The 19,440-nt window shown below is 67.5% G+C and carries 15 protein-coding genes; 8 read left to right on the forward strand and 7 right to left on the reverse strand.

Going from position 1 to position 19,440, the window contains the following annotated elements; translation table 11 throughout:
- The 4 genes from QZ772_RS07115 to QZ772_RS07130 all read right to left on the reverse strand — a co-directional run.
- A partial coding sequence (locus QZ772_RS07115; protein ID WP_295524320.1) for a BMP family protein occupies window positions 1–899 on the reverse strand: 899 nt, incomplete at its 3' end.
- A gap of 396 nt (window positions 900–1,295) precedes the next feature.
- Entirely contained in the window at window positions 1,296–1,931 is a 636-nt protein-coding gene (upp, locus tag QZ772_RS07120; RefSeq protein ID WP_295524322.1) for a uracil phosphoribosyltransferase, read from the reverse strand.
- 50 nt (window positions 1,932–1,981) lie between these two features.
- On the reverse strand, window positions 1,982–3,286 hold the full coding sequence (locus QZ772_RS07125; RefSeq protein WP_295524324.1) for a URC4/urg3 family protein: 1,305 nt from the start codon (window positions 3,284–3,286) through the stop codon (window positions 1,982–1,984).
- 14 nt (window positions 3,287–3,300) lie between these two features.
- A complete protein-coding gene (locus QZ772_RS07130) occupies window positions 3,301–4,581 on the reverse strand; it encodes a GTP cyclohydrolase II (protein ID WP_295524326.1) in 1,281 nt (426 codons plus the stop codon).
- A 143-nt stretch (window positions 4,582–4,724) separates the two neighbouring features.
- Between QZ772_RS07130 and QZ772_RS07135 the strand changes: the two genes are divergently transcribed.
- Entirely contained in the window at window positions 4,725–8,426 is a 3,702-nt protein-coding gene (locus QZ772_RS07135) for a PAS domain S-box protein (protein WP_295524327.1), read from the forward strand.
- Between the two features lie 328 nt (window positions 8,427–8,754).
- Here the strand turns inward: QZ772_RS07135 and QZ772_RS07140 are convergent, their stop codons facing one another.
- Window positions 8,755–10,092, reverse strand: a complete 1,338-nt coding sequence (locus tag QZ772_RS07140) for an MFS transporter (protein ID WP_295524328.1) — start codon at window positions 10,090–10,092, stop codon at window positions 8,755–8,757.
- Window positions 10,093–10,270: 178 nt separating this feature from the next.
- On the opposite strand from QZ772_RS07140, the gene cyoA reads away from it, so the two are divergent.
- The 7 genes from cyoA to QZ772_RS07175 are packed head-to-tail and all read left to right on the forward strand — an operon-like array spanning window position 10,271 to window position 17,018.
- Entirely contained in the window at window positions 10,271–11,269 is a 999-nt protein-coding gene (gene cyoA, locus QZ772_RS07145) for a ubiquinol oxidase subunit II (protein ID WP_295524329.1), read from the forward strand.
- A gap of 55 nt (window positions 11,270–11,324) precedes the next feature.
- Window positions 11,325–13,328 carry a cytochrome o ubiquinol oxidase subunit I gene (gene cyoB, locus QZ772_RS07150; RefSeq protein WP_295524330.1) on the forward strand — a complete coding sequence of 668 codons (2,004 nt, stop codon included), beginning with the start codon at window positions 11,325–11,327 and terminating at the stop codon, window positions 13,326–13,328.
- Window positions 13,321–13,953, forward strand: a complete 633-nt coding sequence (cyoC, locus tag QZ772_RS07155; protein WP_017757637.1) for a cytochrome o ubiquinol oxidase subunit III — start codon at window positions 13,321–13,323, stop codon at window positions 13,951–13,953. The genes cyoB and cyoC overlap by 8 nt, the downstream gene beginning before the upstream one ends.
- Window positions 13,953–14,363 (forward strand): cytochrome o ubiquinol oxidase subunit IV, encoded by a 411-nt coding sequence (gene cyoD / locus QZ772_RS07160; protein WP_295524331.1) that lies wholly within the window; start codon window positions 13,953–13,955, stop codon window positions 14,361–14,363. The genes cyoC and cyoD overlap by 1 nt, the downstream gene beginning before the upstream one ends.
- A gap of 50 nt (window positions 14,364–14,413) precedes the next feature.
- A complete protein-coding gene (locus QZ772_RS07165) occupies window positions 14,414–15,109 on the forward strand; it encodes an SURF1 family protein (protein ID WP_295524332.1) in 696 nt (231 codons plus the stop codon).
- Window positions 15,106–16,458, forward strand: a complete 1,353-nt coding sequence (locus tag QZ772_RS07170; RefSeq protein WP_295524333.1) for an ATP-binding protein — start codon at window positions 15,106–15,108, stop codon at window positions 16,456–16,458. Before QZ772_RS07165 ends, QZ772_RS07170 begins: the two co-directional genes overlap by 4 nt.
- On the forward strand, window positions 16,455–17,018 hold the full coding sequence (locus QZ772_RS07175; protein ID WP_295524334.1) for a response regulator transcription factor: 564 nt from the start codon (window positions 16,455–16,457) through the stop codon (window positions 17,016–17,018). Before QZ772_RS07170 ends, QZ772_RS07175 begins: the two co-directional genes overlap by 4 nt.
- Window positions 17,019–17,033: 15 nt before the next feature.
- Here the strand turns inward: QZ772_RS07175 and QZ772_RS07180 are convergent, their stop codons facing one another.
- On the reverse strand, window positions 17,034–18,461 hold the full coding sequence (locus QZ772_RS07180) for a serine/threonine-protein kinase (protein ID WP_295524335.1): 1,428 nt from the start codon (window positions 18,459–18,461) through the stop codon (window positions 17,034–17,036).
- A gap of 74 nt (window positions 18,462–18,535) precedes the next feature.
- Complete coding sequence (locus QZ772_RS07185; protein ID WP_295524336.1) at window positions 18,536–19,408, reverse strand: DUF3365 domain-containing protein; 873 nt, start codon at window positions 19,406–19,408, stop codon at window positions 18,536–18,538.
- Window positions 19,409–19,440: the final 32 nt, after the last annotated feature.

Consider the following 19,440-nt stretch of genomic DNA (forward strand, 5'->3'; position numbering starts at 1 on the left):
GGCACCTTCTTCTCGAAGGTGCCCAGCGGCGACAGCTCGGAGCCCTTGTTCTGCATCTGCGAGTAGGGGCCGTAGTCCTCGGCCTTGAACTGACCGTCCTTGACCAGCTTGATGGCGCGGTCGACGGAGGGCTCCATGTTCCACAGCGCCGACACGACGACGGTGTCGGGGTACTGCGGCTGCGTGTTGATCACATTGCCGATGGCCAGCACCTTGCGCTCCTTGGCCGCGTCGCTCACGCCGAAGCGCTCGGCGTACATGATGTCCGCGCCCTTGTCGATCATGGCGAAGGCGGCCTCCTTGGCCTTTGGCGGATCGAACCAGCTGTTGATGAAGCTCACGCTGAACTCGACCTTGGGATTCACTTCCTTCGCGCCGGCCATGAAGGCATTCATCAGCCGGTTGACCTCGGGAATCGGAAAGCCGCCGACCATGCCGATCTTGTTCGACTTGGTCATGCCGCCGGCGATCATGCCGGTCAGGTAGGCGGGTTCCTGGATGTAGTTGTCGAAGACGCTGAAGTTGGGCGCCTGCGGCTTGCCCGACGAGCCCATGAGGAACATGGTCTTGGGGAAGTCCTTGGCCACCTTGCGGGCCGCGGCCTCCACTGCGAAGGCCTCGCCCAGGATGAGCTGGTTGCCGGCGGTGGCGTACTCGCGCAGCACGCGCTCGTAGTCGGCGTTGGCCACGTTCTCCGTGGCCTTGTACTCGATCTCGCCGCGGGCCTCGGCCGCCTTGAGCGCCTTGTGGATGCGGCCCACCCATTGCTGCTCGAAGGGCACGGTGTAGACCGCGGCCACCTTGAGCTTGGACTGGGCGAACGCGAACTGCGGCAGCCCGACGGCAACAAGCCCCGCCAGGGCGGCGGCACTCAGGATCAGGGGACGGCGCTGGATCATCTTTCTCACTCCTCGTTGATGGTGTTGGACAAGCAGGATTGGTGCCGGCTGGGCCGGGTACGCGTTTACATGAGGCCCGCGCTGGACAAGTGGGTCGGTGTTTCCCACCGTTCGGGCTGAGCCTGTCGAAGCCCTGCACCGCGCTTCCACAGGCTCAGCGTGAACGGTTGGATGGGCATCCGTGAGCAGTCCGTCCGAGCTACGCAAACAGGCCACGACATCGCCATCAGCCGTGAAGCAGCCCCCCGAGACAAAGGGCCGCGGAGCAGGCCACGCCAACAACACGCGCGGAACCGGCTTTGCCTGTCCTGAGCCTGTCGAAGGGCCGAGCCGCAGCGTGTGCCCCCGGAGGGGGTTGGCGGAGCGGGCCCCAGCCCGCGCAGCCTGGGGGCGAGCCTATTTCGTGCCGAAGATGCGGTCGCCCGCGTCGCCCAGGCCCGGCAGGATGTAGCCATGCTCATTGAGCTGCCGGTCGATGGCCGCGGTGTATACCGGCACATCCGGATGCGCCTCGTACATGGTCTTCAGGCCCTCAGGACAGGTCAGCAGGCACACGAACTTGATGGACTTGGGCGACAGCTCCTTGAGCCGCTCCACGGCGGCCACGGCCGAGTTGCCGGTGGCCAGCATCGGGTCGACCACCACGATGTCGCGCTCTTGCATGTCGCTGGGCATCTTGAAGTAGTACTCGACGGCGGTGAGCGTCTTGGGGTCGCGGTACAGGCCGATGTGGCCGACCCGCGCGCCAGGCACCACGCTGAGCATGCCGTCCAGGATGCCCGTGCCGGCGCGCAGGATCGACACGAACACCAGCTTCTTGCCGTCGATCACCTGGCCGCGGGTCACTTCGAGCGGCGTCTCGATCTCGATCTCCGAGGTCGGGATGTCTCGCGTCACTTCATAGGCCATCAGCGAGGCCAGTTCGTTGAGCAGGCGGCGGAAGCTGTTGGTCGAGGCGTCCTTGCGGCGCATGAGCGTGAGCTTGTGCTGGACGAGCGGATGGGTGACCAGGTGAGCGTTGGGCGTCGTCATGAATCGTTCTTGTCAAAAACAGAAGGCGTGCGATGGTAGAGGAGGCCGGCTCAGAACACCGTGCCGTCGCTCTCGATGCGCAGCGGGGGCAGGCCATGGCGCAGGCGCTGGGCCACGGCCCGGCCGGCCGCCCAGGTGCCGCCTTCGAGGATGCAGGCCAGCGGCATCTCCTCGGCGCTGCGGCCGACGTGGCGACGCACGATGGGTGCCAGCTCATCGAGCAGTGCCACGGTCAGGGCGCGCCATTCGACGATGAATTCGTCGCCGACCTGCCAGGTGCGTTCGAGCAGGGCCGCATCGCGCGGCACGATCACGCCGGTGTCCAGCAGCAGGCCGCCATTGCGGTACTCGGGCAGGGCGGTGAGGGCGTCCAGTCCTTCGACCTTCACACCCGCCCACTCGAAGGGCTCGATCAGCGAGTAGGTGAGCCACTGCGACAGCTTGTGGAAAGGCACCCAGCCGTGGGTGCGGCCCTCGCCGCCGACCGCGCTGTGCGCCCAGCAGTCGCCCAGGGCCAGCGCCGGCTCGCCCGGGCCGGGCAGGGCGGTGGGGTGGCGATGCAGGTAGTTGGCCGAGGGCCAGATGGCCGAGAGCGAATCCAGCAGCAGCGTGAGGATGGCGTGCACCTGCACCGTCGCGGTGGGCGGGACCGCCACGCCTTCAGGCGCGATGAGCATGTCGAACAACCCGCCGGGCCGCTGCACCTCGGTGCCGAAGACGGCCGGCTGCTCGGCCAGCACCTCACCCAGGCGGCGCAGCAGCGTGACCCGGCCGTCCAGGCCGACCAGCGGGTTGTCGCTGCGCACCTGGAAGGCTTGCGCCAGGCGGTCGGTCACCAGGGCACGCAGGCCGGCGGCATCGGCCTGCAAAGGGCGATCCGGGTCCGAAGAAAACAGTCCGGCCTTGAAGGCATGAAAGCTGGCCACGCCCAGGCCCTCGGAACGGGTGAAGCGCTGGTCGGACGCCGACTCGTGGTAGGCCCAGTCGGCACCGGCGCCCGCATCCAGCAGCACGCTCACCACGGCGAGATCGATGCGCGCCTTGGCCTTCTCGCGGGGCGTCGCATGTTCGCCCAGCAGATGATCGAGTTCGGCCGCCCGGTCGACGCCGCCCGCCTCGAAATGCCGCCAGCGGCTGTGGTACGGAATCGGCCGCCAGGCGTAGTGCGCCTGGGTGACCTGGGCCACTTCACGCGCCGCATCGTCCAGGCTCGTCTCGTCGCCGATGGTGAAGAAGGCTGATTCGCCGCGGCGCGCGCGGGCCAGCAGTTCGGCCGCGCGCTCGCGCACGGCGACCGTCGTGCGCAGCCAGGCGACGGCGGCCTCGGGTTGGTTGAGGTCGGTGGCGGGAAGCACGTGTTGGCTGTCCGTCATTCGCCCAGCCCCCGTCCGCGGGTGGCCTTGAGTTCATCGGCACCGGGCACCTTGCCGGGTGTGAAATAGCCGGCCGCCATCTTGGCGTCGATCTCGACCCGGGCATCCGCCGGGATGAGGTCGTCGGGGATGTTGACGCGCACGCCTACCTCGATGCCGGAGCCGGTGATGGCGTCGTACTTCATGTTGCTCATCGAGACCAGCCGGTGGATCTTGCGGATGCCCAGCCAGTGCAGCACGTCGGGCATCAGCTCCTGGAAGCGCATGTCCTGAACGCCGGCCACGCATTCGGTGCGGGCGAAATACTGGTCGGCGGTGTCGCCGCCGAGCTGTCGCTTGCGGGCGTTATAGACGAGGAACTTGGTGACCTCGCCCAGGGCCCGGCCTTCCTTGCGCGCATAGGAGATCAGGCCCACGCCGCCGCGCTGCGCACCCTGGATGCATTCCTCGATCGCGTGCGTGAGGTAGGGGCGGCAGGTGCAGATGTCGGAGCCGAACACGTCCGAGCCATTGCATTCGTCGTGGACGCGGGCGGTGAGTTCGATATCGGGGTTGGCCAGGTCGCGCGGGTTGCCGAAGATGTAGACGGTCTGCCCACCGATGGGTGGCAGGAAGACCTCGAGGTCGGAGCGGGTGACCAGCTCGGGGTACATGCCGCCCGTCTCCTCGAAGAGCACGCGGCGCAGGTCGGTCTCGGAACAGCCGAAACGCTTGGCCACGCCCGGCAGCCACCAGACCGGCTCGATGGCCGCCTTGGTGACCAGCGCGGCACCGCCCGCGGTGAGGAACTTGCCGTCGGCCTTCAGACGGCCCTTCTGCAGCGCATCGATCACCTCGGGGAGGATCACATGCGCCTTGGTCACGGCGATGGTCGGGCGGATGTCGTAGCCCGCGGCCAGCTCCTGCGCGAAGACGTCGGAGACGACGGCGCCCCAGGGGTCCATCGACACGATCTTGCCCGGCTCGCTCCATTGCGGATAGGGCCCGATCACGTCCGTCGGCGAAGTGTTGGTGAGGTCGGCGCGGTGCTCGCGCTTGAGCGCCCCCGCGGCCACGGCGAGCGCGCGGTACACGCTGTAGCTGCCGCTGTGGGTGCCGATCACGTTGCGGTGGGCGCGACGGGTGGTGGTGCCCACGACCGGCCCGCGTTCGGCCGGGGTGGCCGCGTCCCAGTGGATGGGCAGCGAGCCCAGGCCCCCGGCGTGGGAGGTCAGACGGATGTGCTGGCGGGGGGAGGGTGAGGTGGCGGGGGGAGACGTGGTGCTGTCTACAGACATTGCAGGCCCTCAAAAATGTCAATGTAGCGAGGGGTCGGACCGCTGGCAAGAAAAGGGGACCGGGGCCCCGGCCTCCCCCAAATAGCCGAGGCGTCTGAGGAGCGACAGTTTCGGCTTACTTTCTGCAATATAGTGAAAAAGCCATGTCGTGGATCTCCTCTGCCGGCTTTGCTGCCGAGCCTCTGCTCTGGCGCCTCCACGATGCGCGGCTGGTTGGGCTGTCGGTGCTCATGGCCATCCTGTCCTCCATCCTGGCTGTTCACATGGCGTCGCTGGGCTGGCGCGCGCGGCATGCCGGCATCCGTCATCTGAGTGCGGCCGGCGGTGCCCTGGCCATGGCCTGCGGCATCTGGGCGATGCACTTCATCGGCATGCTGGCCTTTGCCTTGTGCGCCGCGGCCCCGATCGGGCTGGGCATGACGGCGCTGTCGCTGATGCCTGCGCTGGGCGCCTGCTGGGTGGCCATGCTGCTGCTCACGCGCGCGCATCTCGGGTGGGCGGCCATTGCTTGGGGCGGGGTGGCGGTCGGCGTGGGCATCGGCGCCATGCACCATGCCGGCATGGCCGCCTCTGCCGCCATGGTCGGCATGCGCCACGATCCGTGGCTGGCGACGTTCTCGCTGGTGCTGGCCATAGGCCTGGCCACGCTGGCACTGTGGGTCTACGCCCGCCTGCGCGTACAGGCGCAGAACCGTCCCTGGCGGGCGACGGTCGTGGCGGGGTCGGTCCTCGGCATGGCCATCCTCGCCATGCATTACACGGCAATGGCGGCGCTGCGCTTCGACGGCGTCGCGATCGATGGCGTACCCGCCGGACGGCACACCCTGCTTGTGGTGGGCATTGCCGGGTTCGTGGCCCTGATCAGCCTGCTGGCGGCCGCGCTGCAGGTGGGGCTTCGCCAGCGGCATCTGCTGGAGCAGGTGCGCCGTAGCGAGTCGCGTCTGCGCGCGCTGGTGGACACGGCGGTGGACGGCATCGTGATGATCGACGCGCGCGGCACCATCCAATCGTTCAATGGTGCCGCCGAGCGCCTGTTGGGCTGGCGGGCCGACGAGGTGGTCGGCCGCAACTTCGCGATGCTGATGCCCGAGCCTCATGGCGGCGGCCATGACGGCTACCTGGAACGCTACTTGAAGACGGGCCTGGCCAGCATCATCGGCGTGGGCCGCGAGGTGGAAGCGCGCGACAAGCAGGGGCGACGGGTGCCGGTCCGCCTGGCCGTGGGCCGGGCCGAACTGCCGGACGAGGCGCTGTTCGTCGGCTTTCTCACGGACATCCGCGAGCGGCAGGACATGGAGCTGTCGCTGCGCCGCAGCGAAGAACAGTTCCGCTCGCTCATCGCCAACATTCCCGGCGTCACCTTCCGCTGCCGCTTTGCCCCCGACTGGCCCATGCTGTTCATCAGCGATGCCGTGGAGGGTCTGTGCGGCTTCCCGGCCGAGGACTTCCTGGCGGGGCGCATCAGTTATGCCGCGCTGATGCATCCGGACGATGTCGAACGCATCTGGCAACAGGTCGGCCAGGCGCTCGCCCAGGACCGGTCCTACCACGTCGAATATCGCCTGCGGCACCGATGCGGCCGGGTGCGCTGGGTGTCGGAAACCGGGCGGGGCGTGCGCGGCAGCGACGGCGAGATTCAGTGGATCGACGGGGTGATGGTCGACAACACGGCGCTGCGCGCGCGCAATGCCGAGTTCGAAGGCATCGTCAATGCCATCGGTCGCGCCCAGGGCATGGTCGAGCTGGACCTGGATGGACGCATCCTGCATGCCAACGACCTGTTTCTCCGCCTTGTGGGCTACACCATGGAAGAGCTGCGCGGCCAGTCCCATGCGGTGCTCTGCCGGGCCGAGGAGGTCCAGAGCGCCGAATATGCCGAGCGCTGGCGACGTCTGCGCGCGGGCGAACAGCAGAGCGGCGAATACGCCCGCATCACCCGCGACGGGCGGGAGGTGTGGCTGCACAGCTTCTACAACCCGATCCTCGATCCCGAGGGGCGGCCCTTCAAGATCCTCAAGCTCGCGGCGGACCTCAGCGAACGCCGCCTGATGGAACAGGCCCTGCGGGACGCCAAGGAGCGGGCCGAATCCGCCGCCGCCGCGCGCAGCAGCTTCCTGGCCAACATGAGCCACGAGATCCGCACGCCGATGAACGCCATCATCGGCTTCTCGGAGGTGCTGCTGGACTCGCCGCTCGATGCCAGCCAACGCAGGCACCTGAGCACCATCCACCAGGCCTCGCACTCCATGCTGCGGCTGCTCAACGAGGTGCTCGACACGGCCAAGCTGGAGAAGGGCGCGATGACGCTGATGGAGGAAGACTTCTCCCTGCGCGCGTTGTGCGACCAGGTCGTCGCCTCGATGCGCATCAGCGCGATCCGCAAGGGCCTCGATCTGGTGCTCGACTACCACCCGAGCGTGCCGCTGCACTTTCGTGGTGACGCGCTGCGGTTGCAGCAGGTGCTTCTCAACCTGCTGGGCAATGCCATCAAATTCACCGAACAGGGCAGGGTGGTGCTGCGCGTGCGGCATCACGGCGGCCAGCTCACCCTGGAGGTGGAGGACACCGGCATCGGGATCGCGCAGGACATGCTGGAGCGCATCTTCGAGCCCTTCGCCCAGGCCGACGCCTCGACGTCCCGGCGCTTCGGTGGCACCGGACTGGGCACGACCATCTCGCGCCAACTGGCGCAACTGATGGGCGGCACCATCCGGGTGACCAGCACGCCGGGGCGCGGAAGCGTGTTCACCGTACGGCTGCCCCTGCCGCTGGGCAACGCAACCGGAACGCCTGACGCAGCGAAGGGGGCGGACACGCCGCTGCAACTGCCCGTACTGCGCGTGCTGGCCGTGGACGACGCGCCGAGCAACCTGGAGCTGCTCGAGATTCTGCTGGGCCGCGAGGGCCACCAGGTGGCACTGGCCGGCGGCGGCGAGCAGGCGGTGCAGATCGCCGCGCGCGAGCGTTTCGACCTCATCCTCATGGACCTGCAGATGCCGGGCATGGACGGGCTGGAGGCAGCGCGGGCGATCCGCCGGGCCGAGCTGGAGGCGTCCGACCGGCACACGCCGATCATTGCGATGTCCGCCAGCGTGCTCGAAGCCGACCGCCTCGCCGCCGAGTCCGCCGGGATGGAGGGCTTTGCGGGCAAGCCTCTGGCGCCCGTACAGCTCATGCGCGAGATGGCGCGCGTGCTGGGTGTGGCCCTGGCCCAGGATGTGCCGGAAGCGGGCCATCCAGAGTCGCTGACCATCGACTGGCATCGGGCGCTGTCGCTCTGGCAGCGGCCAGGACTGCTGCACGATGCGCTCGAACGCTTTCTGGCCGAGCAGCGCGCGACGCCGGCCAGGCTGATCCAACTGGCTGACGAGCAGGACTGGAAAGGCCTGGCTGCACTGGCGCACCGGCTGGTCGGGGCTGCGGGGCACTTCGGGCTCAACACCCTGCAAGGGCTGGCAGGTCGACTGGAGACTGCGGCCCTGGCCCAGGATCCCACGGGATGCAGCCAGTGCATCGTGGCGCTGCCGGGCGAACTGCTGCACGCGGAACAGGCGCTGCGCGCCCAGCGCCTGCAATCGCCGGACGCGGTGTGGCTCAACGCCGCCAATGGCGCTGAGGTGCAGTTCAACCTGTCGTGCGTCCTGGACCTGATCGCGCGCACCATCACGCTGCTGCGTGCGGGGGAATGGCCGGAAGTTCCGTTTGCAGCGCTGTCGGCCTTGCTGCCCGCCGAAATGCTCGAGGACGCCAGCGGCGCCATCGCCAATTTCGATTTCGAGCGGGGTCGCCGCGCCCTGGAGGTGCTGGCCGACCGGCTCCAGCGGGCCGCCCCAGTGGACGGATGAGGCGCACGGCTCAGCAGCTGTGCGCGGGGGGCAGCCGTCGCCGGGCCGGCCGCAGCGACGGCTTGGCCCAGATCGAGTGCTGGGAACTCGGTGGTCTATCCTTTCAAGATTAACACAATGTGCGTTATGTCAAATAACGGTGGTGCCTCAGGTGCAGCAACTGCATTCCCGAGCGCGCTGGGCCTTACCCCCCCTCCTAGCCAACCTTCACCCTCTTCTTCGGCTGCGCTGGCCCAGCAGAGCGGCGCAAGAAAAAAAAAGCGCCTGGGTGAGGCGCTTTGTGTCTCTGACGATCGAAGCCAGGCGCAGAAGCGCCGGCCACGATCCTTTACTCGCGGGACGATTCCAGCGTCTTGTTGATGTACAGCGCCACCAGCGTGCAGATCGCACCGGAGGCCAGATAGACGCCGAGGAACGCCAGCCCGAAATGGGCAGACAGCCCGAGCGCCACCAGCGGCGCGAACGCCGCACCCACCAGCCAGGCGAAATCGGAGGTCAGCGCGGCGCCCGTGTAGCGATAACGGGCACTGAAATTCGAGGTCACGGTGCCGGAAGCCTGGCCGTACGACAGGCCCAGCAGCACGAAGCCGATCAGGATGAACACGTTCTGTCCTTCGCTCGACTTCAGCAGCACCGGCGCCACCAGGCTGAACAAGCCGATCAACGCAGCCAGCGTCCCCAGCGTGTTGCGGCGACCGAAACGGTCGGCCAACCAACCCGACGCCAGGACGGCCACAGCACACAGCAGGCCGCCGATCACCTGCACGCCCAGGAAGTCGGCAATGGACTGGTCCGAATAGAGCTGAATCCATGAGAGCGGAAACACCGTCACCAGATGGAACAGCGCATAGCTGGCCAGCGCGGCGAAAGCGCCGATGAAGATGTTGTAGCCCTGGGTGCGAAGGAGTTCGCCGGCAGGTGTGGGCTCGAGTTCCCGCTGTTCGAGCGCCCTTTCATACTCATGCGTGACGACCAGGCGCAGGCGGGCAAACAGGGCCACCACGTTGATGGCGAAGGCCACATAGAAGGGATAGCGCCAGCCCCAGTTCATGAAATCTTCCTGCGACAGGCTGCCGTAGAGATACATGAAGAGCGCGCTGGCGATCACGAATCCGAGCGGCGCGCCCAGTTGCCCCAGCATGGCGTACCAACCGCGGCGATGCGGCGGCGCGTTCAACGACAGCAGCGACGGAAGGCCATCCCATGAGCCGCCCGTGCCCAGCCCCTGCCCGATCCGGAACAGAGCCAGCAGCAGGATCGCCCAGCCGCCGACGACGTCGTAGCCCGGCAGGAAGGCGATGCCCGCCGTCGACGTGCCGAGCAGGAAGAGCGCGATGGTCAGCTTGGTGGCGCGGCCGTAGCGCTTCTGGATGCCCATCGAGGCGATGGTGCCAATGGGACGGGCGATGAAGGCCAACGAGAAAATGGCGAAGCCGTAGAGCGTGCCTTCGAGACGGTCGACGAAGGGAAAGAAGAGCTGGGGAAACACCAGCGCGCAGGCGATGCCGAAGACGAAGAAGTCGAAGTATTCGGAAGATCGCCCGATCACCACGCCCACCGCGATGTCGCCCGGGGCCACGTCGTGATCGTCCGCATTGACCTGGCGAGCGTCTCGCTCGAGGTCTCCAGAGTGGATTCCGGGGTGTGCCGGGCTCAGGCTGCTCATCGAAGTCTCCCTTGTTTCGAGGAGCGCCCAGATTACCACGCGAGATTCGCAGCCCGGTCGGACAGTGTCGATAGGACAAATTGTCCAATCGCCTACGTGGGCGTGCACCTCTACAGTGCGGACTCCTGCCGCCGGTGCGCGAGGTGCCGGCCTGCTCGTTCCTTTCAGATTCCAGCGTATGCCTTCACTCAAGACCTTCCGCGCGCCAGCCCTCCTGGCCGCCACGGCGCTCCTGGCCGGTTGCAACACGGTGGTGCTCAGTCCTTCGGGGGACATCGCCTCGCAGCAGGGCCGCCTCGTGATGATCGCGACCGGGCTGATGCTGCTGATCATCATCCCGGTGATCGTGCTCACTCTGCTGTTCGCCTGGCGCTACCGGGCCGCAAACAAGGAGGCCGACTACCAGCCCGACTGGCACCACTCGACCCGGCTGGAGCTGGTGATCTGGTCGGCTCCACTGTTGATCATCATCGCCCTGGGCGCGTTGACGTGGATCAGCACCCATACGCTGGATCCCTACCGCCCGCTCGACCGCATCGCGGCGGGCAAGCCGATGCCGGCCGACGTCAAGCCGCTGGAGATCCAGGTCGTCTCGCTGGACTGGAAATGGCTCTTCATCTATCCCGAGCAGGGCATCGCCACCGTCAACGAGGTGGCGGCGCCGGTCGACCGGCCCATCCTCTTCAAGCTGACCTCCCGCACGACGATGAACGCCTTCTACGTGCCCGACCTGGCCGGCATGATCTACACCATGCCCGGCATGCAGACCGAGCTCAATGCCGTCATCAACAAGCCCGGCGTCTACCACGGCCTGTCGTCGCACTACAGCGGCGCCGGCTTCTCGGGCATGACCTTCAAGTTCCACGGCGTCTCCAACGACGAATTCGCCAAATGGGTGGCCGACGCCAAGTCCGGCAGCCAGAGCCTGACGCGTGCGGTCTACAACGACCTGGTCAAGCCCAGCGAGCGCAACCCCGTGCAGCGCTTCGCGTCCGTCGACCCCGACCTGTACTCGCGCGTGCTGAACCTGTGCACCGTGGACGGCCAGCGCTGCATGCACCAGGTGATGGCCCAGGACGCATTGCGCGGCCGCACCAAGGCCGGCGAGGCCGCCGTTGCTGCGCTGATGCCGCAGCAGATCTGCACGCCCAACCAACCGGTCGACCTGCTCAACTGAGGACGCCGCCCTCCCCGGCCCGCATCCCGGCACCCATTCGAAGAAACGAAGCCCTATGACTGAACCTTCTACCGCCGCGCCCCACTGGCTGCTGGGGCGGCTGACCTGGGAATCCGTTCCCATGGCGCACGAGCCGATCGTGCTGTGGACCTTCATCGCGGTCGCGCTCGGCGGCCTTGCCGTGCTCGCGCTGCTCACCAAGTTCCGCCTGTGGGGTCCGCTGTGGCGCGACTGGTTCTGCAGCATCGACCACAAGAAGATCGGGATCATGTACATGATCCTGGGCATCGTGATGCTGTTGCGCGGCTTTGCCGACGCACTCATGATGCGTCTGCAGCAGGCCGTGGCCTTCGGCGACAACATGGGCTACCTGCCGCCGCACCACTACGACCAGATCTTCACGGCGCACGGCGTCATCATGATCTTCTTCGTGGCGATGCCGCTGGTCACGGGCCTGATGAACTACCTCGTGCCCCTGCAGATCGGCGCGCGCGACGTGGCCTTCCCCTTCCTCAATAACTTCAGCTTCTGGATGACCACCGGCGGCGCCGTGCTGGTGATGCTCTCGCTGTTCCTGGGCGAGTTCTCCACCGCTGGCTGGCTCGCGCTGTCGACGCTGGGCAACCAGAACCCGGGGGTGGGCCTGGACTACTACATCTGGGCGCTGCAGATCGCGGGGGTGGGCACAACCCTTTCAGGCATCAACCTGCTGGTGACCATCGTCAAGATGCGCGCGCCCGGCATGGGCCTGATGAAGATGCCGGTCTTCACCTGGACCTCGCTGTGCACCAACGCGCTGATCGTGGCTTCGTTCCCGGTGCTGACGGCTGCCCTGGTGCTGATGTCGCTGGACCGCTATGTCGGCACGAACTTCTTCACCAACGTGTCGGGTGGCAACCCGATGCTGTACGTCAACCTGATCTGGATCTGGGGCCACCCCGAGGTCTACATCCTGGTGCTGCCGGCCTTCGGCGTGTTCTCCGAGGTGGTGGCCACCTTCTCGGGCAAGCGCCTGTTCGGCTACACGTCCATGGTCTATGCCACGGTCTGTATCACCATCCTGTCGTACATCGTGTGGCTGCACCACTTCTTCACGATGGGCTCGGGCGCGAGCGTGAATGCCTTCTTCGGCATCACGACCATGATCATCTCGATCCCCACGGGGGCGAAAATCTTCAACTGGCTGTTCACCATGTACCGCGGCCGCATCCGCTTCGAGCCGCCCATGCTCTGGACCGTCGGCTTCATGGTCACCTTCGCCATCGGCGGCATGACCGGTGTGCTGCTGGCCGTGCCCCCGGCAGACTTCGTGCTGCACAACAGCCTGTTCCTGATCGCCCACTTCCACAACGTGATCATCGGCGGCGTCGTGTTCGCCATGTTCGCCGGCATCAACTACTGGTTCCCCAAGGCCTTCGGCTACAAGCTCGACGCCTTCTGGGGCAAGTGCTCGTTCTGGTTCTGGCTGGTGGGCTTCTACGTGGCCTTCATGCCGCTGTACGTGCTCGGCCTGATGGGCGTGACGCGCCGCGTCAACCATTTCGAGGACACCTCGCTGCAGATCTGGTTCCAGATCGCCGCGCTGGGCGCCCTACTGATCGCCTGCGGCATCGGCTGCTTCCTGATCCAGCTGGGCGTGAGCTACCTGCGTCGCGAGCAGCTGCGCGACCACACGGGCGATCCGTGGAACGGCCGCACGCTGGAGTGGGCCACCTCCTCGCCCCCGCCCCAGTACAACTTCGCCTTCACGCCCGTGGTGCACGAGGTCGACGCCTGGTGGGACATGAAGCAGAACGGCTACAAGCGCCCGCTCGGCGGCTTCAAGCCGATCCACATGCCCGCCAACACCGGCGCCGGCGTGGTGATCTCGGTGTTCTCGGTGATCTGCGGCTTCGCGCTCATCTGGCACATGTGGCCGCTGGCTGCCGCCTCGTTCGCGGCCACCATCCTGGCGTCGATCATCCACACCTTCAACTACAAGCGCGACTACCACATCCCGGCCGAGGAAGTCTCGGCCGCCGAGAACGCGCGCACCCAACTGCTGGCCCGTCATGTCTGATCTCGCCTACGCCACCGGCACCGCCGGCGACACCACCGACCGCGCCTACCACCTGGCGGACGAGCCGCATCCGGAGAACGGCACCTCGCTGGGCTTCTGGCTCTACCTGATGAGCGACTGCCTGATCTTCGCGGCGCTCTTCGCGACCTATGGCGTGCTCGGCCGCAGCTATGCGGGCGGCCCAAGCGGCGCCGAACTGTTCGACCTGAAGCTGGTGGCCATCAACACGGCCTTCCTGCTGCTGTCGTCGATCACCTTCGGCTTTGCGATGCTGCAGAAGCAGCAGAACAAGGTCGGCGGCACGCTGGGCTGGCTGGCCATCACCGGCATCTTCGGCCTGTGCTTCCTGGGCGTAGAGCTCTACGAGTTCCATCACCTGATCCATGAAGGCGCCACGCCGCAGAGCAGCGCCTTCCTGTCGGCCTTCTTTGCGCTGGTCGGCACGCACGGCCTGCACGTGACCTTCGGCTCGATCTGGATGGTCGTGCTGATGATCCAGATCTCCAAGCACGGCCTGATCCACGAGAACAAGCGCCGCCTCATGTGCCTGTCGATGTTCTGGCACTTTCTGGACGTCGTGTGGATCGGCGTCTTCACCTTCGTCTACCTGATGGGAGTGCTGTGATGAATACCCATGCCACCCACGCCGGCCATGCCCACGACGATCACCATCATGACGACCACCACGGCGACGTGGGGCCGCACAGCACCTTCTCGGGCTACATGATCGGTTTCGTGCTGTCCATCGTGCTCACCGCCATCCCCTTCTGGCTGGTGATGAACGACGTGATCAGCAGCCGCAACACGGCGGTCATCGTGCTGGGCGCCTTCGCGGTCGTTCAGATCCTCGTGCACATGGTCTTCTTCCTGCACATGAACGGCAAGGTCGAAGGCGGCTGGACCCTGCTGTCCACCATCTTCACCGTGGTCTTCGTGGCCATTGCCATCGCGGGCACGCTGTGGGTCATGTTCCACATGAACACGAACATGATGCCGGCGCACGAGATGCAGCAGCACATCCAGCGCGCGCAATGACGCAGCGGCGCCGCGGTCGGGTCCTCGTGCCTGCCGCGGCACTTTTTTTTGTGCTCCTGCTGGCCCTGGGCACCTGGCAGGTCCAGCGCCTGGCGTGGAAGCGCGAGCTGATCGCACGGGTCGATGCCCGAGTGACGGCAACGCCGATCGACGCACCAGCGCGCGCCGCGTGGCCGTCCGTTACCGTCGACAGCGCGGAATACCTGCACGTGACGCTGCAGGGCCGCTTCCTGACGGACAAGGCGGCACTGGTGCAGGCCACCACTGATCTGGGCGCAGGCTTCTGGCTGCTGACGCCCCTCGCGCGGCCGGACGGCAGCTTCGTGTGGGTCAACCGCGGCTTCCTGCCCCCGCAGGCGCGTGAGCCTTCTGCCCTCGGCCGAACCGAGCCGACCGGCACCGTCGACGTGGTGGGCCTGCTGCGCATCACCGAGCCCAAGGGCGCCTTCCTGCGCCACAACGATCCCGCGGCCGACCGCTGGTATTCGCGCGACATCGCAGCGCTCACGGCGGCCCGCGGGCTGCCGGCCGCCGACACTGCCCCCTATTTCGTCGATGCCGCCCGCGACCCGCAGCAGGCCGAGGGCACCTGGCCCGTGGGCGGCCTGACCGTCATCCGCTTTCCCAACAACCACCTGATGTACGCCATCACCTGGTACGGCATGGCCCTGCTGCTGGTGGTAGGCATGGCCTATGCCTGGCGCCGAGGCGCCCTGGGGCCGGACGACGACAATCCGGCGCGATGAGCGCCAGTCCTCCTGACTCCCCTGCCCTGCTCGCCGCGCGCGCCCAGGTGCGAGCCCAGGCCGCGCGCGGCCTCGATTCGGCCACAGGCCGCAAGAACCTCCACCAGCTCATCCAGCTGCGCTGGATCGCTGCCTTCGGCCAGATCGTGACCATCGAGGTGGCGCACTATGGCCTGCGCCTGCCAATTCCCGTGGAACCCATGCTGGCCGTGCTGACGGGCCTGCTGGCCTTCAACGTGCTGAGCCTGCTGCGCTGGCGCACCGGCCGGCGTGTGACCAATGGCGAGCTGTTCCTGGGCCTGATGGTCGACGTCGGCACGCTCACTGCGCAGCTGCATCTGAGCGGCGGCATCAGCAATCCCTTCGTCTACCTCTACCTGCTGCAGGTCACGCTGGGCGCCGTGCTGCTGCGCGCCTGGGCGGTGTGGACGATGGTGGCCGTGGCCATCGGCTGCGTGGCCGGCCTGGCGATCTTCAGCCGGCCGCTGCCGGTGGCGCTGGAGGCGCACCGTGGCCTGGCCAGTCCCTACCTGGCGGGCTTGCTGATCTGCTTCGCCCTCAACGCCGTACTGCTGGTGGTGTTCATCACCCGCATCGGCCAGAACCTGCGCGAGCGCGACGCCCGGCTGGCCGCCTTGCGCCAGCGTGCGGCCGAGGAAGAACACATCGTCCGCATGGGCCTGCTGGCCTCGGGCGCGGCACATGAACTGGGAACGCCGCTCGCCACGCTGGCGGTGATCCTGGGCGACTGGCAGCACCTGCCGCACTTCAATTCCGACCCCGAGCTGCTGCAGGACGTGACCGAGATGCAGACCCAGGTGCTGCGCTGCAAGTCCATCGTCAGTGGCATCCTGCTGTCGGCCGGCGAGACGCGTGGCGAATCGTCGGCCATGACCACCGTCTGCCGCTTCGTCGACGACCTCGTCGCCGACTGGCGTTCCACGCGGTCCGGGACGGTGCTGCTCTACAGCAACCGTTTTGGGCACGATGTGCCCATGGTCTCGGACTCCTCCATCGCGCAGATGATCTGCAACGTGCTGGACAATGCCCGCGAGGCCTCGCCCCAGCGCATCCACCTCCATGTGGGCCGCGAGGACGACACGCTGGTGCTGGAGGTCTTCGATGAAGGGCCCGGCTTTCGCGCCGACATGCTCACCCGACTGGGCACACCGTACCAGTCGACCAAGGGGCGTCCCGGCAGCGGCCTGGGCCTGTTCCTGGTGGTGAACGTGGCCCGGACCCTGGGAGGCCAGGTGGAAGCTGCCAACCGGGCCGAGGGCGGCGCGCTGGTGCGCATCACGCTGCCGCTGGCCGCCGTCACGCTGGCCACCAAAGATACGACCGAATGACCGACCTGCTGCTGTCCGATGCCGACGCCGACGCCCGGCAACTGCTGATCGTCGAAGACGATGATGCGTTCGCACGCACGCTCGCACGGTCCTTCGAGCGGCGCGGCTACGAGGTGCTGCGCGCCGGCGGCCTCGAAGAGGTGAATGCATTGCTGGCGGCCGAGTCGCCCACGCATGCCGTGGTCGACCTCAAGCTACAGGGCGAAGCCTCGGGCCTGGCCTGCGTCCAGGCGCTGCATGCGCATGATCCGGACATGCTGATCGTGGTTCTCACCGGCTTTGCCAGCATCGCCACTGCGGTGGAAGCGATCAAGCTGGGCGCCTGCCACTACCTGGCCAAGCCCTCCAACACGGACGACATCGAGGAGGCCTTCGGCCGCGCCGAAGGCAGCACCGATGTCGAGCTCACCCAGCGTGCCAGTTCGATCAAGACGCTGGAATGGGAGCGCATCCACGAGACCCTGGCAGAGACCGGCTTCAACATCTCCGAGACCGCGCGCCGCCTGGGCATGCATCGGCGCACGTTGGCCCGCAAGCTGGGCAAGCAGCAGGTCAAGTAGGCGCGCCAGGGCCTTTCAAAGCCCCTCCGGCGCGCGGGCGAGTTCGGCCTGAAGCTGCGCCCGGCGCGCCGGGTCCTCCACCGACCGGCACAGCGCATCGAAGAAGGCCTGGCGCGAGTCCGCCGTGGCCACCGCCTTGCGCACCACCACCTTCGCGATGGGACCCAACTGGCGGGCCAGCGCACGGCTGGCGTAGTCGCTCAGCCCGGCCGATATGGCGTTGGTCGCGCCTGCGGTGGTCGTGACTGCCGATGGCGCCGCAGCTGTGGCGGACGCGGACGACCCGGCCCGCGTCCCCGCCGAGGTGCCCCCGCCCATGCCTGCGCTCAGCAGCGCCTCGAAGCGCTGACGCTCACCCGGATCGCGGATGTGCTGGCTGACGCTCGCCTGCAGTTGCCGAAGGTCGGTGCTGGTGCGGGCCGCCTCGCGCACCAGCACGCGAGCGACGGGTCCCATAAACCGCGTCAGCGCGGCCTCCACGGCGGCCAGGCTGCCTGCGTCCCAATCGGACGGCATGGCCGAGCCGGTCGGCCCCCGAGAGGTGCCGGGGGTGGCTGGCCTGCTGCGCAAGGGCATGGCCGCAATGACGGTCGCGTCCTCTGCCGTGGTGCCGCCCGCAACGGCACTGCGCTCGGCCAGCGCATCGCGGAACTCGGCCGCGCTGCCGAAGCGTGCCTGCGGTGTCTTGGCCAGGGCCCGGGCGATCACCGCGTCCAGCGAGGGCGCGATGCTCAGGCCTTCCAGCGTCGACAGCGGCGCCGGGTCCTGATGCAGCACCTTGTACATCACCGCCTCGGGCGTGTCGGCGGCGAAGGGCGAGCGGCCGCTGAGCATTCGGTACAGCAGCACGCCGGCGGCGAACAGGTCGACGCGGTGGTCGATGGTCTCGCCGACGTACTGCTCGGGGGCCATGTAGCCGGGCGTGCCGATGGTGGACGCCGCCTGGGTGAGCGCGGCGCTCGCGATGCGGGCGACGCCGAAGTCCATCACCTTCAGCAGCCCGTCGGTGGTCACGATCAGGTTGGCGGGCTTGATGTCGCGGTGCCACACGCCGGCACGGTGCGCGCTGCCCAGCGCGTCCAGCAATTGCTGCATGAACCGGATCGCCATGCCCTCGGGCAGCGTGGGCGTGGCGCCGAGGATCTGCGCCAGGTCGCGGCCCTCGACGAACTCCATGGCGATGAAGGCGGTGGTGTCGTCCTCGCCATATTCATAGATGGGCACGATGCCCGGGTGCGACAGCCGACCTGCGGCGCGCGCCTCGTTGCGGAAGCGGGCGGCCATGTCCTCGGCGATGCTGGAGTCCAGCAGCGCCTTGCGCACCGTCTTGATGGCGACCTGCCGGTCGATGAACGGGTCGTGGGCCTTGTAGACCACGCCCATGGCGCCCTCCCCCCGGACGCCCACGATGTCATATTTGCCGAGGCGGCGCGGATGCTGCATGACTCAGCCCCGACGCAGGCGCCGCCATCCGCCGCAGACGGACGCGCACAGCGGCGAAAGCCAACCCACCGCCACTAGACGTCCAGCATCTTCATGGCCTGCACCAGGCTCGCCCGCATGCGCGCGAAGGATTCGGCCAGCGTGCCGATCTCGTCGCGGCTGCGTACGGCGAACTCGGGTGCTTCCAACTCGCCCATGCTCACGCGGTCGGCCAGGGCCGACAGGCGGGTCACGGGCTGGATCACCAGCTTCCACAGCATCAGGTTGAGGGCGCCGCCGATCAGCAGGAACACCGCGGCGAGCGAGCCCATCACGACCGCAAAGGCCTGGGAGGCGCGCTCGAAGGGCACCGACATGGGCACCGACACCACCTGCGCGCCCAGCGTTTCGCCCAGCGTCCAGCCGAAGCCGTTGGCCGGCCCGTACTTCTCGATCATGGTGGCGGGCGCCGCTGCCGGCGTGCTGTGGCAGCTCAGGCAGGCCGGATTGCTGATGCGGATGGGCCGCGCCACGAAAAGCGCCCGGCCGGAGGCCGTCTCGCGTTGGCCGATGAACTCGGTCAGCTGCTTGTCCTTGGCAAAGCGGGCGATGACGTCCTCTTCCCAGTCCTGCGCCCGGTCGCGCGGATTGGTGGGATTGAGCATCGCGGGCTTGTAGCCGTACTCGGGATGCATCTCCCGCAGCGCGTTGACCATCTCGGTGGCCGAATAGGCGGGCACCGACTGCGGCAGGAAGGTGTACTTCATCTGGTTCTGCAGCAGCGGCTGGACCTGCGTGGCCGTGTAGGTGCTGACGGCGGCCGCGCTCTCCATGATGAGGCGGGCCTGTTCCACCACTTCGTCATGGGCGCCGCGCTGGAGCAGGTCACGGGCCAGGTAGGCCGACACGCCCAGCCCTACCGCGAACACAAGCAGGAAGACCAGGTTGAACTTGAGCAGCAGTTTCATTGGGATGGCTTCGGAAGGGCGGATCGCGACGA

Origin of the sequence: uncultured Pseudacidovorax sp., assembly GCF_913773995.1 — a bacterium.
Lineage (GTDB): Bacteria > Pseudomonadota > Gammaproteobacteria > Burkholderiales > Burkholderiaceae_C > Xenophilus.

Excerpts from the sequence above, each read along its gene's own strand:
- QZ772_RS07180 (WP_295524335.1), bottom strand. The coding sequence starts at position 18,461 with ATGCAGCATCCGCGCCGCCTCGGCAAATATGACATCGTGGGCGTCCGG.
- upp (WP_295524322.1), bottom strand. The coding sequence starts at position 1,931 with ATGACGACGCCCAACGCTCACCTGGTCACCCATCCGCTCGTCCAGCAC.
- QZ772_RS07130 (WP_295524326.1), bottom strand. The coding sequence starts at position 4,581 with ATGTCTGTAGACAGCACCACGTCTCCCCCCGCCACCTCACCCTCCCCC.
- cyoC (WP_017757637.1), top strand. The coding sequence starts at position 13,321 with ATGTCTGATCTCGCCTACGCCACCGGCACCGCCGGCGACACCACCGAC.
- QZ772_RS07175 (WP_295524334.1), top strand. The coding sequence starts at position 16,455 with ATGACCGACCTGCTGCTGTCCGATGCCGACGCCGACGCCCGGCAACTG.
- QZ772_RS07135 (WP_295524327.1), top strand. The coding sequence starts at position 4,725 with ATGTCGTGGATCTCCTCTGCCGGCTTTGCTGCCGAGCCTCTGCTCTGG.
- cyoB (WP_295524330.1), top strand. The coding sequence starts at position 11,325 with ATGACTGAACCTTCTACCGCCGCGCCCCACTGGCTGCTGGGGCGGCTG.
- QZ772_RS07170 (WP_295524333.1), top strand. The coding sequence starts at position 15,106 with ATGAGCGCCAGTCCTCCTGACTCCCCTGCCCTGCTCGCCGCGCGCGCC.
- QZ772_RS07185 (WP_295524336.1), bottom strand. The coding sequence starts at position 19,408 with ATGAAACTGCTGCTCAAGTTCAACCTGGTCTTCCTGCTTGTGTTCGCG.
- cyoA (WP_295524329.1), top strand. The coding sequence starts at position 10,271 with ATGCCTTCACTCAAGACCTTCCGCGCGCCAGCCCTCCTGGCCGCCACG.
- QZ772_RS07140 (WP_295524328.1), bottom strand. The coding sequence starts at position 10,092 with ATGAGCAGCCTGAGCCCGGCACACCCCGGAATCCACTCTGGAGACCTC.
- cyoD (WP_295524331.1), top strand. The coding sequence starts at position 13,953 with ATGAATACCCATGCCACCCACGCCGGCCATGCCCACGACGATCACCAT.